The 16,661-nt window shown below is 68.6% G+C and carries 12 protein-coding genes and 1 pseudogene; 6 read left to right on the forward strand and 7 right to left on the reverse strand.

Annotation, left to right across the window (positions count from 1 at the left end):
* Window positions 1-181: 181 nt before the first annotated feature.
* Complete coding sequence (locus tag D1409_RS10200; RefSeq protein ID WP_123536703.1) at window positions 182-1,645, forward strand: hypothetical protein; 1,464 nt, start codon at window positions 182-184, stop codon at window positions 1,643-1,645.
* 60 nt (window positions 1,646-1,705) lie between these two features.
* Here the strand turns inward: D1409_RS10200 and D1409_RS10205 are convergent, their stop codons facing one another.
* The 3 genes and pseudogenes from D1409_RS10205 to D1409_RS10215 all read right to left on the reverse strand — a co-directional run.
* Window positions 1,706-2,086, reverse strand: coding sequence for a methylglyoxal synthase (locus tag D1409_RS10205; RefSeq protein WP_123536705.1), 381 nt, complete (start codon window positions 2,084-2,086; stop codon window positions 1,706-1,708).
* Window positions 2,087-2,168: 82 nt separating this feature from the next.
* A complete protein-coding gene (locus D1409_RS10210; protein WP_123536707.1) occupies window positions 2,169-2,456 on the reverse strand; it encodes a HalOD1 output domain-containing protein in 288 nt (95 codons plus the stop codon).
* Window positions 2,457-2,828: 372 nt separating this feature from the next.
* A pseudogene (locus D1409_RS10215) lies at window positions 2,829-3,311 on the reverse strand (deoxyuridine 5'-triphosphate nucleotidohydrolase); the annotation flags it as partial.
* A 259-nt stretch (window positions 3,312-3,570) separates the two neighbouring features.
* On the opposite strand from D1409_RS10215, the gene D1409_RS10220 reads away from it, so the two are divergent.
* The gene (locus D1409_RS10220; protein ID WP_123536711.1) at window positions 3,571-5,532 is read left to right on the forward strand and encodes an aconitate hydratase; all 1,962 of its coding nucleotides are present in this window, start codon (window positions 3,571-3,573) and stop codon (window positions 5,530-5,532) included.
* Window positions 5,533-5,651: 119 nt separating this feature from the next.
* Window positions 5,652-6,926: an ABC transporter substrate-binding protein gene (locus tag D1409_RS10225; RefSeq protein WP_123536713.1), complete on the forward strand. Its 1,275-nt coding sequence runs from the start codon at window positions 5,652-5,654 to the stop codon at window positions 6,924-6,926.
* Window positions 6,927-6,983: 57 nt separating this feature from the next.
* Here D1409_RS10225 and D1409_RS10230 read toward each other — a convergent pair whose 3' ends face one another.
* Window positions 6,984-7,889, reverse strand: coding sequence for an alpha/beta hydrolase (locus D1409_RS10230; protein WP_123536715.1), 906 nt, complete (start codon window positions 7,887-7,889; stop codon window positions 6,984-6,986).
* Between the two features lie 306 nt (window positions 7,890-8,195).
* Here D1409_RS10230 and rimI point away from each other — a divergent pair, with 306 nt between their 5' ends.
* On the forward strand, window positions 8,196-8,714 hold the full coding sequence (gene rimI, locus D1409_RS10235; RefSeq protein WP_123536717.1) for a ribosomal protein S18-alanine N-acetyltransferase: 519 nt from the start codon (window positions 8,196-8,198) through the stop codon (window positions 8,712-8,714).
* A gap of 7 nt (window positions 8,715-8,721) precedes the next feature.
* Here rimI and D1409_RS10240 read toward each other — a convergent pair whose 3' ends face one another.
* The 3 genes from D1409_RS10240 to ileS all read right to left on the reverse strand — a co-directional run bounded on the left by D1409_RS10240 (window position 8,722) and on the right by ileS (window position 14,047).
* A complete protein-coding gene (locus D1409_RS10240; RefSeq protein ID WP_123536719.1) occupies window positions 8,722-9,003 on the reverse strand; it encodes a hypothetical protein in 282 nt (93 codons plus the stop codon).
* Window positions 9,004-9,409: 406 nt separating this feature from the next.
* Window positions 9,410-10,657 (reverse strand): MFS transporter, encoded by a 1,248-nt coding sequence (locus D1409_RS10250; protein ID WP_123536723.1) that lies wholly within the window; start codon window positions 10,655-10,657, stop codon window positions 9,410-9,412.
* Between the two features lie 117 nt (window positions 10,658-10,774).
* A complete protein-coding gene (gene ileS, locus D1409_RS10255; protein ID WP_123536725.1) occupies window positions 10,775-14,047 on the reverse strand; it encodes an isoleucine--tRNA ligase in 3,273 nt (1,090 codons plus the stop codon).
* A gap of 176 nt (window positions 14,048-14,223) precedes the next feature.
* Between ileS and D1409_RS10260 the strand changes: the two genes are divergently transcribed.
* Both D1409_RS10260 and D1409_RS10265 read left to right on the forward strand, forming a co-directional pair.
* Complete coding sequence (locus tag D1409_RS10260; RefSeq protein WP_123536727.1) at window positions 14,224-15,639, forward strand: alpha-L-fucosidase; 1,416 nt, start codon at window positions 14,224-14,226, stop codon at window positions 15,637-15,639.
* 173 nt (window positions 15,640-15,812) lie between these two features.
* Window positions 15,813-16,652, forward strand: coding sequence for a cytochrome c oxidase subunit 3 (locus D1409_RS10265; protein ID WP_123536729.1), 840 nt, complete (start codon window positions 15,813-15,815; stop codon window positions 16,650-16,652).
* Window positions 16,653-16,661: the final 9 nt, after the last annotated feature.

Consider the following 16,661-nt stretch of genomic DNA (forward strand, 5'->3'; position numbering starts at 1 on the left):
CTCTTTGAGTCTCGACAAGGGGTTTAAGAAGTCCGGGTGTAGCACCTGACGCCTTCCGAACCCGCCCCCTCCCCGCTGTCGGCCCTCCACCTTCGTCCGTCCCCGTCTCCGTTTCGACCGCCGGCCTCCTCGATTCCCGTCGTTCCAGAAAGCATTTGTTCGGTTTGTAACAGTATCCGATATGCCCTCTCGCAGATCCGTCCTGGCCGCCCTCTCGGCCGGCGCCGCGAGCGCGCTGACCGGGTGTCGCTTCGGGTCGAACGACCGGCCCTCCGAGACACCGCCCGCGGACGGCACTGGATCACCGACCGGGGAGTCGAGCGCGACATCCGACGCGACGGCGACGCGGACGCCTACGGCGACGCTGACGCCAACCGGGACGCCGGCGCCGACGCCGACGGACAGGCGGACTCCCTCACCGACCGCCACGCAGACCCCTCCCCCGACGCCGACGGAGACGGAGACGGAGACGACCTCGCCGCCCCCGACGGCTGTCGCGTCTCTCACCGCCAGCGACGCCGAATCGTACGCCGAGTTCGGCGGCTCGCTCGCGTCGGTGGGAGACGCGGTGCTCGTCGGGGCCGAAGGCGCGGACGCTCCCGGGGCCGAGGACGCCGTCGGCGCGGCGTACGCGTTCGAGCGAGTCGACGGTACGTGGACACAGACCGCCCGCCTCGCGCCGGAGTCGGGTGACCCGGAGGGACGGTTCGGCCACGCCGGTGCGCTCTCCGGCGACCGGGCGCTGATCGCCGCGTCAGAGCTCTCCGGCACGCACACCATCTCCTCGGGCGCGGCGTACGTCTACGATCGGAGTGGAGACGACTGGACTCGCGCCGGGACGCTCTCGACGCCCGACGACGACCGGGACGCCTTCGGCGACGACGTCGCACTGAGCGGCGACACCGTCGTCGCCGGCGCACCGCACGCCCGAACCGGCGACGACGCCGTGTCCGGGGCGGCCCACGTCTTCGAGCGAGTCGACGGCGGGTGGGAGCGGACGGCGACGCTCGCACCCGACGACGGCGGCGACCACGACGACTTCGGTCGAGCGGTCGTCCTCGACGGTGACAGGGCGCTCGTCGGCGCCCCCGGCGAACCCGACGGCACGGGACAGGGAGCGGTGTACGCGTTCGCGCGGTCGGACGGGTCGTGGACGCAGCGGGCGAAACTCGTCCCGCCGGAGCGCGACAGTGAGGACTACGTCGGGGCCAGCCTCTCGCTGGAGGGCGACCGCGTGCTCGTCGCCGCGCCCGGGGAGGACGACCCCAACGGCTACTTCGGGGGCGCGGCGCACACCTTCGTCGCGTCCGACGGCGAGTGGACCCACGAGGCGAAACTCCTGCCCGACGACGGCGACGAGAGCGACGCCTTCGGCGAGTCCGTCGCACTCCGCGGCGATACGGCGCTCGTCGGTGCGGAACACGACGAGGAGCCGAACGGCGAGGACGCCGGGTCGGCGTTCCTGTTCTCGCGGGCAGGCGCCGAGTGGGCGCAGGAAGCGAAGCTACTGCCACCGGACGGCGGGCCCGGCGAACTGTTCGGCAGCGCCGCGACGCTGACCGACGAGTTCGGCGTCGTGGGCGCCTTCTACGACGACCACTCCGATATCGAGACGGCCGGGAGCGCCTTCGTCTTCGAAGTGTAGTCCGTCGCGCGCCGGTTCCCGGCGAATCCGCTCACTCCTCGCGGTCGGCCGCGAACCCGCTCACTCCTCGCGGTCCGCGGCGAGGCCGTCGAGTACGTACTCCGCGCTGGTCCGGGTCGTCGCGAGCGGCGTGTCGTGGACGTCGCAGATCCGCAGCAGGGCGGTGATATCGGGCTCGTGGGGCTGGGCGGAGAGCGGGTCGCGGAGGAAGATGATGCCGTCGAGTCGGTCCTCGGCCACCTCGGCGGCGATCTGGGCGTCGCCGCCGATCGGTCCCGACTCCTTGCGCTCCACCGAGAGGCCGGTCTCCTCGGTGATCCGCTTGCCGGTCGTCCCGGTCCCGACGAGGTCGAACGTCGAGAGGAGCGACTCGTATGTCTCGGCGAGGTCGATCATCTCCGCTTTCTCGTCGTCGTGGGCGATGAGCGCCAGACGCGTCATACAGACGGTTCTCACCCCGGGGGGTTAGGTCTGTCCCGGGGCGACCCCGGGACCGTTCACGGGGCGGACCGCCTGTCGCCGGTCACTCGGCCGGTTCGACCGTTACGTGTCCGCCGCCGTCGATAGTGACCTCGTGGCCCTCGACCGTGAACGTGATCGACTCCGCTTCGCCGTCGCCGTCGAGCAGCGCCGCGACCTCGTCGAGGTCGGCGTAACTACCGGCCTCGTCGACGTCCCCGGCGTCCAGATCGGTGGCGTCGGCGACCGCCGTCTGTACTGCCTCGTCGATCGGTCGTGGACTGACCCACCCTTCGCTCTCGTCCTCGCCCTCCCCGGGGGCGAGTACGTACAGATCCTCGCTGGCTGGCATACCCCGTACGTCACCGTACCGCCTTATAGAACTACGACTGCGGTTTCACGCTCTGAAAGAACTGCACGCCACCGTCTGTCGACTGGCGCCCGTGACGGCGGTCGGCTCGCGGCCGTTTTTCAGGCGGTCTCGTGCACGAAAGCGTCGCCACTCGCGGGCGTACGAGCAGAAATCGGGGATCTCCCCGAAGACCGGTGTTGGAGACCTCGTCCGGGAGTTGGATGTCAGAGGCACTGTCCGGTCGGGCTCCCCCCAACACCGTTCGTACCTTTCACGACAGGTTCGATTAATCTTACGGCATGGTAGAACAAGCACGTTTAATAGGCAGTTCTCACCGCGTCGCAGTGCTCGGTACGGAGAGTCGGCGTCCGGTCAGTCGATTCGCTCGCGCTGGTAGGAGCCGTCGTAGGTGTCCGCGTGGTTCGCCTCGGCGAGGACGAGTTGTGCGATCCGGGCACCCCGTTCGAGTTCGACCGGGTGGTACACCTCCAGGAGCCCCTCGCCGCGGCCCTCGTAGCCGGCGTCCCAGACGGCCGTGTCGAGCATACAGGAGTTTCGCAACAGCGACGAGCGCGGGTAGAGGAAGCCGATATGTCCCTCCGGGATCGCGACGGTGTCCGCGTACTGGACGACGTATCCGCCGGCGTCGAGGCGGTAGACGTCCTTCCCGTCGTCGGTCTCGCCGGGGTCGAGTTCGCGCCGGTCGCCGACCGTCTTGCCCTCGCGGCCGACCCGGCCGGGCTCGACCTGTTCGAAGACCGAACCGAGCCGCAGGTCGACGCCGTTTGGCTGGACCTGGTCGCCGTCAACGTCACCGAGCACGTCCGCGACGAACCGCCCGCTCCTGAACATACCAGTCGTGGTCCGTTCGCCGGCATAGTCGTTTCGCTCCCCGTACTACCCGCCCACGGTGGCCGTCGCCGGCCGTCTCCCGCGCCGAGCGGATCGTCGAACCGTCTGACGGCGTTCGTCGAAGCCGAACGCGAGACGGCGCTGCGAAACGTGACTGCGAGCCGTCACGACGGAGATCGCAAGACGGCGCGGCGGTGGTAACTGACAACATTCGCGGCGACTCGCGGGTTTTATATCTGCTCGTGTGCCATTGTGGGACGTTATGGGACAGACACTTACGGAAAAAATTCTCGACGACCACCTCGTCGAGGGCGAACTCGAGCCCGGCGAGGAGATCGGGATCGAGATCGACCAGGTCCTCACCCAGGACACCACGGGAACGCTCGTCTGGCTGCAGTTCGACGCGCTCGATCTGGACAACGTCCAGACCGAGGTCGCCGCGCAGTACTGTGACCACCAGACCTACCAGTTCGACTTCAAGAACACGGACGACCACCGCTTCCTGCGCTCGGCGGCGGGCAAGTTCGGCGCGCACTTCTCGCGCCCGGGCAACGGTATCTGTCACAACGTCCACAAGGAGAACTTCGCCGCGCCGGGCAAGACGATGCTCGGTTCGGACTCCCACACGCCGACGCCCGGCGGGATAGGCGAACTCGCCATCGGTGCCGGCGGCCTCGACGTCGCCGTCGCGATGGGCGGGGGCGCCTACTACATCGACATGCCGGAGGTCGTCAACGTCCACCTCGAAGGCGAACTGCCGGAATGGGCCACCGCGAAGGATGTCATCCTCGAGCTCCTCCGACGCCTCTCCGTGAAGGGCGGCGTCGGCAAGATCTTCGAGTACACCGGCCCCGGCGTCGAGAGCCTCTCGGTGCCCGAGCGGACGACGATCACCAACATGGGGACGGAGCTCGGCGCGACCTCTTCGATCTTCCCGACCGACGAGAAGACCGAGGAGTACCTCGAAGCCGTCGGCCGCCCCGAGGACTTCGAGGCGGTCGCGCCCGACGAGGACGCCGAATACCACGACCAGATCACGGTCGACCTCTCGGACCTCGAGCCGCTCATCGCCGAGCCCTCGATGCCCGACAACGTCGTCCCCGTCCGCGAGGTCGAGGGCGTCGACGTCGACCAGGTCATGATCGGCTCCTGTACGAACGGCGCCTACGAGGACATCCTCCCGGCCGCGAAGATGCTCGAAGGCCGCGAGATCAACAAGACGACGGAGATGATCGTCGCGCCCGGCTCCAAGCAGGCATCCGAGATGCTCGCCCGCGAGGGCTGGACGGCCGAGCTGATGGCCGCCGGCGTCAACTTCTCCGAGGCGACCTGCGGCGCGTGTATCGGTAACGGCCACGTGCCCGCCTCCGACTCGGTCTCGCTGCGCACCTTCAACCGCAACTTCGAGGGTCGCTCCGGTATCGAGGACGACTCCGTCTACCTCTGTTCGCCGGAGGTCGCCGCGGCGGCCGCCCTCACGGGCGAGATCGTCGACCCGCGCGACCTCGACGTCGAGGACCCCGGCTTCGAACTCGCCGACAACTACGTCGGCGTGAGCAACTCCGACCTCATCACGCCCGACGAGGCCGTCGACGACGAGCTCATCAAGGGCCCGAACATCGGCGACGTGCCGCTGAAGGACCCGCTCCCGGCCGACCTGCAGGGCGAGATCCTGCTGAAGATGCCGGACAACATCACGACCGACCACATCAGCCCGGCCAACGCCGACGTGCTGATGTACCGGTCGAACATCCCGAAGCTCTCCGAGTTCACGCTCACCCGCGTCGACGAGACGTTCCCCGAGCGCGCGCTCGAGAACGACGGCGGCATCCTGCTCGCCGGCGAGAACTACGGACAGGGCTCCTCCCGCGAGCACGCGGCGCTGTGCCCGATGTACCTCGGTATCGACGCCGTCCTCGCACAGAGCTTCGCCCGCATCCACAAGGCGAACCTCTTCAACTTCGGCATCGTCCCGCTGACGATCGACGAGGACACCTACGAGGACATCGACCAGGGCGACGACGTCGAGATCGTCGACGACGTGGCCGAGGCGGTCCGCACCGGCCAGGAGGAGTTCACCATCCGCGTGAACGGCGACTGGGAGGCGACCGCCAACCTCGACGCCTCCGAACGCGAGCGCGAGATCCTCGCCGACGGCGGGAAGCTCACCCACGTCAAACAGCAGCACGAGTCCGGCGACTCCGGCGCGCCCGCCGACGACTGATCCGACACCTTCTCCGTTTTTTCACGGCTCGTGAGCGGCGGCGCCGTCGGCCGCTCTGCGATTTTTAGGCCCGCCAAAGATTCGAAAGCGGTTTATTGGTTTAGGTTAGCCTAATCCATATGGTAGACGACGACGCGACGCGCGAGTCACGGACGCGACGAGAGTATCTGACGTACGCCGGTGCGCTCGTCGGCGGCGGCCTGCTGGCCGGCTGTAGCGGCGATGGCGCAGAGCCGGCGGGCGGGTCGACGGCGGCGGACGAGTCGACGGCGACCGACACGCCGACCCCGATCGCGACTGCGACGGAGTCTGACGCCGAGGAAACGGAGACGGAAACGGGGACGGCCACCGACGCGGGCCCCTACTCGGTGAGCATGTCTCCGATGGGGTCCGTCGAGTTCGATTCGCCGCCGGAGACCGTCTTCACGCGACTGACCCATCACGCCGACATGGCGTTCGCGCTCGGCCGCGGCGACGCCATCACCGCGATGCACGCACCCGACTACTACGACGGGCTGTGGAACCAGTTCGTCGAACGGCTCCCGGGCGTCTCGCTCGACTGGACGGGCCTGTACTCCTCGTGGCAGCCGACCAAGGAGAAACTGTACGAACTCGATAGTGATATTCACCTCGCGGACCCGGCGTGGATAACGAAACAGGACGCGTGGGACGAAGCGGACATCGACGAGATCGCCGACGGCGTCGCACCGTGGTTCGGCAACTCGCTCAGCGACCGACACGCCGAACCAGCCGAGGCCTACGCCGACGGCTACGAGTACTACACCCTCTGGGAGCAGTTCGAACTCGTCGCGGAGGCGTTCCGGGAGCGGGCCCGCTATCGCGAACTCGCGGCGGTTCACGACGAACTGCTGGCGACTATCGACGACAACCTCCCGCCCGAGTCGGAGCGTCCGTCGGCAGTGATGATCGCCGCGGCCGACGTCGAGGAGATCTACGCGTATACGCTGGACAATCCGGGATTCCTGACCTCGCACACGCGGCCCTTCGGCGCGAAAGACGCCTTCGAGGGCGAGGTCGAGACGAACTCCGTCGTCGATTTCGAGGCGCTTGTCGAAGCGGACCCGGACGTTATCCTCCATCTGGGCGGCTTCGAGCCCGGGACCGACCTGCCGAAGCGTCGCGAAACGCTCGAGTCCGACCCGGTCGCCTCCGAGATCACCGCAGTGAAACAGGGGCGCGTGTATCCACAGGGCGCCAGGTATCAGGGGCCGATCCTCAATCTCTTCCAGCTAGAGATGACCGCGAAGCAGCTGTACCCCGACGCGTTCGGCGAGTGGCCCACCTACGAGTCCGGTCCGTACCCCGAGATCCCGGCCGAGGAACGGCTGTTCGACCGCCAGCGGGTGGCGGACGCGATCAACGGAGACCTGTAACGAGTCGACGACCGCCCCTCCGGTCGGGGAATCGACGAACCGCTCGTCCGACCGCGCTCAGCCCGCTCTGTCCTGGAACTCGTCGACGACCGCGAAGAACTCCTGTCGTCGGTCGCTGTGCATCGGGTAGTGGTCGACGCCGGCCAGTTCCACGTAATCCGCCGTCTCGACGGTCAACTCGTCGAAGTGGTCGAGCGAGCCGGGGCGGTCGGCGATGGCGTCCTCGGTCCCGCGGACGACGAGCGTCGGGACGTCGATGGCGGCGGGGTCCCAGACGGGGTCCCCCTCGCACGAGGCGCGCCAGTCGGCCAGCGCGCCGGTCTGGGCCCTGTAGGTGGTGTCGTCGATCCCCTGGTTGGACTCCACCTGTGCGCGCCAGATCGCCTCGAAGAGGGCGTCGTCGCCGCCCTGGCGCTCGCGGACGGTCTCCCTGTCCTGCGTGTACCACGCCACGTCGACGCTGTCGAGGCCGAGCGCGGCCATCCCCTCGTCGAAGTCGTAACGAGGTTTGTACACCGGCGCACACTGCGTGAGCGACGCCAGTTCGGGGTCGTCGCGCTCGACGAAGCGGCCGCAGGTGTGACAGCCCCACGAGACGCCGACGAGGTGGACGCCGTCGTACTCCTCGCGGACGGAGTCGACGGCGGCGGCGACGTCGTCGGCCGCCCGGTCGGCGCGGACCGGTGGGCCGCTAGCCTCGGGTGGCTCGTCCATCTCCGGCGGGAGGTCGCTGTCCCCGTACCCTCGAACGTCGAGGGCGAACGCCGCGCGGCCGCGGTCGGCGACCGCGTGGAGCCAGGAGTACGAGTCGTCGTCGCGGACGGGCGTCGCGAACAGCGCGCGGGCGTTCGTGATGCTCCCGTGGACGAGCACCACCGCCTCCGTCGCGTCGTCGGGGACGCGCTCCAGGCAGTGCAGCGTCGCCCCGTCGCGGGCCTCGACGGTTCTCGAGTCGACGTTCACGTTCGGAGACACGATCCGCGGGCGGAAATACCCGGTGGCGCACTGCGTTCGATAGCGGGGAGCGGACCGCTCCGGTACTCGGGGCGCCGCTCACGAGTGAGAGCGAAGAGAGAGTAGATGGGGTGGGGAGGGTGGGGTGGCACCCAATCGGGTGCGTTCGGTCGTGCGTGTGAAGCGGTTAAGAATTTTGTGTCTCCCGGCGGGGTCGTGCGGTTTGCGGTCGTCGGACGGACGCGAGACGGCGGTCGCTGCCGGCAGCCCACGCCGGCAGTAGACATTTGTACGGCCACACCCTATCCGGCGGTAGTGACGACGGTCGCACGGGACGAGGAGTCGGGGCCGGACGTGCGTATTCGCGAGGCCGAGCGCGCCGACCTGCTCGCAGTCTTCCACATCGAACAGGAGGCGTTCCCACAGCCGTGGCCGTTTTCGGCGTTCGAGCGGTTCCTCGGAGAGTCGGGATTCCTCGTCGCGCAGGTCCGCGACGACGAGGACTCCCGGGAGACGGCGACGGTCGGCGACGACGGACGCGTCGTCGGCTACGTCGTCGCCGACGTGGTCCCCAACCACGGCGAGTCGCTCGGCCACATCAAGGACATCGCCGTCGCCGAGGAGCGCCGGAGCGAGGGCATCGGCCGCCGCCTCCTCCAGCGGGGCCTGACCGCGCTCGCCGCCCAGAACGTCGCGTCGGTGAAACTCGAGGTCAGAGAGTCCAACGACACCGCGAAGCGGCTCTACGAGGGCTTCGGCTTCGAACGGAAGGGAACCCTCCCGCGCTACTACTCCAACGGCGAGGACGCCTTCGTGATGGTCCGCGAGTTCTGAGTCGGCGCTACTGGTCGTCGTCCCGGAGCGCCTCTGCGATCGCCTGCAGGTCGGCTTTCCTGAAGCTGTCGCCGCTGTCTTCGCTATCGCCGTCGAGCCCGTCGACGGCCGCGCGGATCGCGGTCCGCATCGCCGGCTTCGACGGCTGTCCGCTCGTGTCGATATCGGCGTCCACGGCGTCGCAGATGGCCGCGAGCGCCTCCTTGGTGAAGGCGCTGGAGACTTCTCGCTCGAATCGGTCGACCGAGACGCGGATCTCGTTGCGTAGGGCGTGGACCGTCGGTGACATGGTGTGCCAGTGGTCGGGGTCCGTGGTGTACGTTGTGGTCGACGAGTTGGAGGGGGCTTCGAAACGGATCCGGGCGACTGCAGTCCCGCAACCGCACTCACCGTCGTAGCCGCGAACAGCCTGAAAGCCCCCGCTCGCTCCGGGAAGCACGACGACGTAAGCACTGGAGCGAGCGGCCCCTTTCATTCCCACCCGCACAGACTGACCGGCCGGCCGACACGGGTGGGAATGAAAGGGGCCGCCGTCTCGACGAACCCGGACGAGGCAAGCACCGCAGGCCGCCAGGCCGAGGAGCGCAGCGAGGCCCGGAAGTCGAGACGGCGGGGGCTTTCAGGCTGTTCTCGGCACCGATCGAGCCGGCGGTCGCGGTATCGGTATCGATGCCACCGGAACCACCAACTCCCGATCACCACGCCGTGAGCGCGTCGCGGCCGTGGTTATAGGAGAGGATGCCGAGGAAGGCGAACACGCCGGTGAAGGCGAAGGCGCCGCCGAGGTAGAACACCCAGTCGATGCCGACGTTACTCGTCAGCCACCCGCCGGCGAGCGGCGCGAGGACAGACCCCGGCCGCCAGACGAGGTCGCGCACCCCGAAACTGGAGGCGACGCCCTTGCCCTTCCCCTCGTCGGCGAACAGCGCCATGCTCGCGGGCTCGCGGATCGAGTCCGCGACGCCGAGCAGGCCGTTGAGCACGACGAGCGGCAGGAAGGCGGCGGAGAGTTCGCCGAGGAACGGGAAGGTGGTCGGGAGCGCGAGCGTCCCGCCGATGACCGGCGTGAACGGGACGGCCAGGGCGACGGTGCCGTAGAACAGGCCGCCGACGAACACGAAGCGAGCGCGGCCGAACCGGTCGGAGAGGCCGCCCGTGTACGGCTGGCAGAGCATGTTCGTGAACTTCTCGGCGGCGATGACGACCGCGACCGCCGTCGCGCTGTTGACGTAGCCGAGGCCGCCGTCCGCTGCCGCGAGGCCGGCGTAGATTGGCACCCACGTCCGCACGAGCGTCACCGCGACTGCGTACTGTGCGCGGAAACTCGTCATCGTGAGGATGCGCTTGTTGAACGCCAGATCGGTGAAGGGGAACCCGTGGATCCGGGTGTCGTCGGGCTCGACCCAGAGCCAGACGACGACGAACGCCGCCGCGGCGACGATCATCAGCAGCGTGAACACCGCCTCGAACCCGAACAGGTCGTACAGCGCCCCGGCGGAGAACGTCCCGCCGATGGCAGCCGCGAACCGCCAGGCGTTGGACGTCCCGATGGTGTTGGCCCGCTCGGACTCGCGGGCCAGGTCGCCCACGAGCGCCAGCGCGATGAGCCCGGCCGCGGTGGCGGCGATGCCCTGGACGGCTCTGACGGCGATGAACTGCCAGCTCGTCTCGACGAGGGCGAACCCGAAGTAGACGAACACGGAGAGGCCGAGCCCGCCCAGGAGCACCGTGCGCTTGTCGTAGCGGTCGCCCGCCCACGAGATGGGGATGATCCCGACCGCCTGCGCGAACGTCAGCCCGGTCGCGAACAGCCCCAGGACGAACCCCTCCGCGCCGAGTTCGTTGATGAACGTCGGCAGGAGCGTCAGCAGGGTCACCAGCCCGAACGAACTCGCGAATCGCGTGAAGTAGAGCGCACGCAACTGCCGACCTGTGTCTGTCACTGGTCGACCGGTTACCGTATGCGTAAAAAGGGCTTCCGATACTCGAAGAACTCTCTCCCATCGGCGACAGGTCGGCGGTGGCCGCGACGCCGGTTCGGCCGCCGGCTCTCGGACCGCTCAGTCCGACGCTTCCGCGGCCGCCAGCGGTTCGATCGCTATCTCCACCTCGATCTCCTCGACGTCCCAGGTCTTGCGGTGGCCGTCCGAGACCGCACCGACCTCCTCGGCGCGGACCTCGTCGGCGATGAGGGCCTCGTGTTCCGAGACGAGGTCGGCGATGCGGTCGTCCTGCACGTCGTACTCCAGGCGGATCGGCTCCTCCATGTCCAGTTCGAGCTCCTTTCGCATCTCCTGGACGCGGCGGATGACCTCGCGGGCGTACCCCTCGCTCTCGATGTCCTCGGTGAGCGTGGTGTCGACGTAGACGACGCCCTCGCCGTCGAGCGCCTGGAACTCCGCGCCGGCGACACCGTCGGGCGTGTGACGGACGAACTCGACCATCTCCTCGTCGAGGTCGACCGGTTCGTCGAGGGCGGTGGCGACCGCCGATTCGAGCGCTTCGACGGTCGGCTCGGCCACGCGGGCGTCGTTGAGCGCGCCCATGACGCGACCGGCGTCGTCGCCGAACGCCGGTCCGAGGAGGCTCATGTCCGCCTCGGCGGAGTAGGTGAGTTCGCCCCACTCGCCGTCGGGGCCGACGACCTCGATCTCGCGAGCGTTGAGCCGGTCGGCTAGCATGTCCGCGCGGAGGTCGACCGTCCCGGCCACGTCGGTGGCGTCGGCCTCGCCCACGTCGTCGACGTCGACGACGACGCGTTTGACCGGCCAGCGGAGCTTGCGTTCGGCCTGCTGGCGGGCGTTCGACCCCGCTTCCTCGACGGCGCGGACGATCTCGACGTCCTGCTCGAGGCCCACGTCGCGCCACTGGTCGTCGGCCTCGGGCCAGTCGCACATGTGGACCGTCGGGTGCCCGGCGTCACCGGTCAGGGAGCCGTACACTTCCTCGGCGACGAAGGGCGTGAACGGCGCGAACAGCGTCGCGACTTCTTCGAGGACGGTGTAGAGCGTGGTGTAGGCCGCGCGCTTGCTCGGGGAGTCCGACTCGTCCCACATGCGCTCGCGGACCACCTGCACGTAGAACCGGGAGACGTCCTCGACGACGAAGTCGATGAGGGTGTTGACCGCGCGGCCGTTCTCGAACTCCTCCATCGCGTCGGTCATCTCCGCCTCCACCGTCTGGAGCCGGGAGAGCACCCACTCGTCGACGAGTTCGAGGTCGTCTTCGACGTCCGCCAGCGAGACCGCGTCGGGGTCGAAGTCGTCGGCGCGCATGTACGGGAGCGGGAAGCGCGCGACGTTCCAGAGGATGTTGAGGCGGCGCTGCATCTCCTGGGTCTCGTCCCAGGAGAAGTTCATGTCCTCGCCCTGCGCGGTGACCGAGAGCAGGAACAGGCGCATCGGGTCGACGCCGTACTCGTCGATGACCTCGTGGGGGTCCACGAGGATGCCCTTCGACTTGGACATGCCGCGACCGTCGGGCATGTTGGCGTAGCCGTGCATCAGGACCTGCTTGTACGGGATCTCGCCGGTCGCGGCGGTGGACATCCCGAGTTGCGACCAGAACCACCCGCGGGTCTGGTCGTGGGCCTCCATGATGAGGTCGGCGGGCCACAGCTCGTCGAATCGGCTCTCGTCTTCGGGGTAGTTCAGCGTGCCCCACGTCGCGACCGAGGAGTCCAGCCACACGTCGAACACGTCCGGGACGCGCTCGTAGGTCGTCCCGTCTTCGGTGATCGTCAGGTCGTCGACGGTGTCCTTGTGGAGGTCGACGCTGTCGGGATCGATCTCCTGATCGACCCGCTCTGCGAGCTCCTCGCGGTCACCGACGACGATGGCCTGCTCCATGCTCCCGTCCCAGTCGTCGCTCGGGATCCAGATCGGGATCGGGATGCCCCAGTAGCGCTGTCGGGAGACGTTCCAGTCGGGCGCGTCCTCGACGAAGTCGCGGAAGCGGTTGTCGCGGGCCCACTGCGGGTACCACTCGGAGTCCTCGATGTTCGCGAGGAGTTCCTCTTTGATGTCGGTGACCGTGATGAACCACTGGTCGGTGACGATCTGGATGATCCCCGTGTCACAGCGCCAGCAGTGCCCGTAACTGTGAGACGTGGTCTGCTCGGCGAGGAGCGCGCCGTTGTCCTCGAGGTCGTCCATGATGTCCCGATCCGCGTCCTTGACGAACTCGCCGGCGTACGCGCCGGCGCTGTCGTCGTAGACGCCGTCGGCGCCGACGGGACAGAAGATGTCCAGTCCGAGTTCGGTGCCGCGCTCGAAGTCCTCCTCACCGTGACCCGGCGCGGAGTGGACGAGCCCCGTGCCCTCGCCCTCGGTGTCGACGTAGTCGCCGGTGTAGACCTCCAGCGCGCCCTCGCCGCTGGGCGCGTCGGGCACTTCCTCGCGGAGCGGGTGCTCGTAGCTCCAGCCCACTAGGTCCTCGCCGGTCAGCTCCTCGACGACCTCGTAGTCGTCGTAGCGCCCGGTCGAGAGCACGCTGTCGACCTTCGCCTCGGCGACGTACAGCCGTTCGGTCTCGCCGTCCTTCGTGGCGTCGACGCCGACGTAACTCCCCTCGCCGTCGACGGCGACGAACGTGTTGGCGGGGATGGTCCACGGCGTCGTTGTCCAGATGACGAGGTATCCGTCCCGGTCTTCGAGGTCGAACTTGACGTAGATCGAGGGGTCCTCGACGTCCTCGTACTCGACCTCGTTGTTGGCGATGGCGGTCTCGCAGCGCGGGCACTGGGAGATGGAGCGCTGGCCCTGCTCGACGAGGCCGCGCTGGTGGGCCTGCTCGAAGCCCCACCACGCCGCTTCCATGTACTCCGGCGTGACCGTCTTGTACGGGTCGTCCCAGTCCATCCAGACGCCGAAGGACTTGAAGTCCGCCTGGAGCCCTTCGAGCTGCTCGTCGGCGTAGGCCTTGCACTCGTCGATGAAGTTCTGCTCGCCGAACTCCTCGATGTCCTTCTTGTTCTCGAAGTCCAGGCGCTCCTCGACGCGCGTCTCGATGGGCAGGCCGTGCATGTCGTAGCCCGGCCGGTCGGTCACGTCGTAGCCCTGCATGCGGAGGTAGCGGATGTAGCAGTCCTTCAGCGTCTTGTTCCAGGTGGTGCCCATGTGGGCGGACCCGGAGGTGTACGGCGGGCCGTCGACGAAGAAGTAGTCCTCGCCCTCGGATCGGTGCTCGACCGTCTGCTCGTAGGCGTCGACGGCGTCCCAGTAGTCGAAGACGCGGTCCTCGACCGCGTCCGGGTCGTACTGGTCGGGCACGTCCGCGAACCGCTCCGTGCGGGCCGCGGCGTCCCCGTCTCCGTCGGCGTCGTCCGTGCTCATACAGTGACGAACCCGCCCGACGCTCTTGGAAACTTCGATTACGTGGTCGCGACGACCGGCCCCACTGAGCAGAGCGTCCGCCTCACAGTCGGCGACGCGGTGGCCGGGTCCACGGACTGCGGACGGCGTGGGAACGTGTCGCAAGCTATTTGCGATCGAGTGACGGGGCTACGCGCATGTCGAACTACGAACCGACGTGGGAGTCGCTGGACGCCCACGAGGTCCCCGAGTGGTTCCGCGACGCGAAACTCGGCATCTTCGTCCACTGGGGGCTCTACTCGGTCCCCGCGTGGGCGCCGCCCGACGCGGACATCGGCGGCGAGGACGCCTCCCCGTACGCCGAGTGGTACCCCTACTACATGTACGAGGACGGGTCGCCGACCCGGGAGTACCACCGCGAGACGTACGGCGAAGACGTGGAGTACATCGACTTCGCCGAGGAGTTCACCGCCGAGGACTGGGACCCCGGCCGCTGGGCGGACTTCTTCGCCGACGTGGGCGCTGGATACGTCGTCCTGACCGCGGAACACCACGACGGCTACCCGCTGTGGGACTCCCACTACGCCAGCCACACCGCCGCGACCAGCGGGCCCGAACGCGACCTCGTCGGCGACCTCTGCGAGGCGGTCCGGGAACGCGACCTCCGGTTCGCGGCGTCCTACCACGCCAACTTCAACTACTACCAGCCCGGGTTCGAGGGCCAGTTCGGCCACCCCGACTTCGCGGCGGGGCACCCGTTCGACGACGACGCAGGTCCCGGCCCGGAGTACGTCGACTTCATGAACGCCAAACACCGGGAACTGATCCGGAAGTACCGGCCGGACCTGCTGTGGTTCGACGTACCCAAAGCCCACAGCGACCACCTCGAAGCGAAGGAACTCGTCGCCGACTACTACAACGCGGCCGAGCAGTGGGGCAAGGAAGTGGCGGTCAACGACCGCGCGTCGACGGACTCGATCGGGGGCCCCCTGGCCGAGGACGACAGCGACGACGTGACCCACGGCGACTTCGAGACGCCGGAGTACTACACGTACGACGAGATCCGCGACGACCCCTGGGAGGCGACCCGCGGCATCGGTCACTCGTTCGGGTACAACCAGGTGGAAGACGAGGAGGACCATCTCGCTCCCGTCGAACTCGTCCGCTCGTTCGTCGACGTCGTCTCGAAGAACGGCAACCTCCTCCTGAACGTCGGTCCCAGAGCCGACGGCACGATCCCCGAGATCCAGCGCGAGCGGCTGGCGGCACTGGGCGACTGGCTCGCGGTCAACGGCACCGCGATCTTCGGAACCAGGCCCTGGGTCGTCTCGGCGGACGACGACGGCGAGACACAGATCCGATACACGTGGCGCGACGGTGACCTGTTCGCGATCGCCCTCGAGTGGCCCGGCGACCGCCTCGAACTCTCGGTCCCGGCCCACGTCTCGCTCGCCGACGCGCCCGACGCGGCGCTGCTGACCGGCGACGGCGACGCCGAGGCGTCCGCGACGCTGCGCGACGACGCGCTCGTCGTCTCGCTCCCGGAACGACCCGACCACGACCACGCCTACGCGGTCCGGCTCTCGGGCGTCACCAACCCCCGGCAGGAGTGACCCCCTCCACCGCCCGCCGTCGACCGCTGTCGACGCGACCGGGCCGCTCGCCCCTGTGAGTCCACGGCTGACGGCGACGAGCGACGCGCACTCGAGTGGTCGGGCGACGCCGCGACTGTCCGGCTCGGCGACACAGATATTTCACGTCGGCGGCCCTACGATGCCGGCAACGGATGGCGGACTCGGTGGAGGCCTCCGATGCCGTACACGACCGCGACGAGCACCACGAGCGCAGCCGCTGGCCGGTGATCGGTGCCGCGGGAGCGGCCGCGCTCTACGTCGGGGTCGCGCTGGTCTTCGTCTCGGAGTCGGTCCCGATGGTGCCGACGGCGCTCGGACTCGCCGTCGCCGTCGCCGGCACCGTCGGACTCGTCGTCGGGTTACTCGGGTGGACCGACGAGGCGTTCCTCGACGGCTACCTGGCGCGGGGCGTCACGGACTACCCGACAGACGACGCGAACCGGATCAAGTACCGGGCGACGATGGTCGTCTTCCTGGCGACGGATCTCGCGACGTTCGCCGCCGGGTTCGTCTACTACTTCTTCGTCCGGGCGGGGACGTGGCCGCCCGCCGAACTCCCGCACCTGTTGACCTCGCTCGTGGCGGTCAACACGCTGGTCCTGCTCGCCAGCAGCGTCACGCTCCACTACGCCCACCACGCCCTGCACGAGGGCGAGCGCCGCCGCTTCGAGACGCTACTGGGCGTGACGCTGCTCGCGGGCGTCCTCTTCGTCGCGGGGCAGGCCTACGAGTACTTCACCTTCGTCGTCGAGGAGGGATTCACGCTCACCGACGGCGTCTTCGCGAGCGCCTTCTACGGGCTGACGGGCCTGCACGGCCTGCACGTCTCCCTCGGCGTCGTGTTGCTCGGGCTGCTGGCCGTGCGCGCCCGCCGCGGGCACTTCGGCCCCGAGCGCGACACCGCGGTGGTGACCGTCTCGCTGTACTGGCACTTCGTCGACGCCGTCTGGGTCTTCCTCGTCGTCGTCCTGTACGTCGGCGCGTCGGTGTGAGTGGTGGTC

This window comes from Halosimplex salinum, assembly GCF_003730195.1.
Taxonomy (GTDB): domain Archaea; phylum Halobacteriota; class Halobacteria; order Halobacteriales; family Haloarculaceae; genus Halosimplex; species Halosimplex salinum.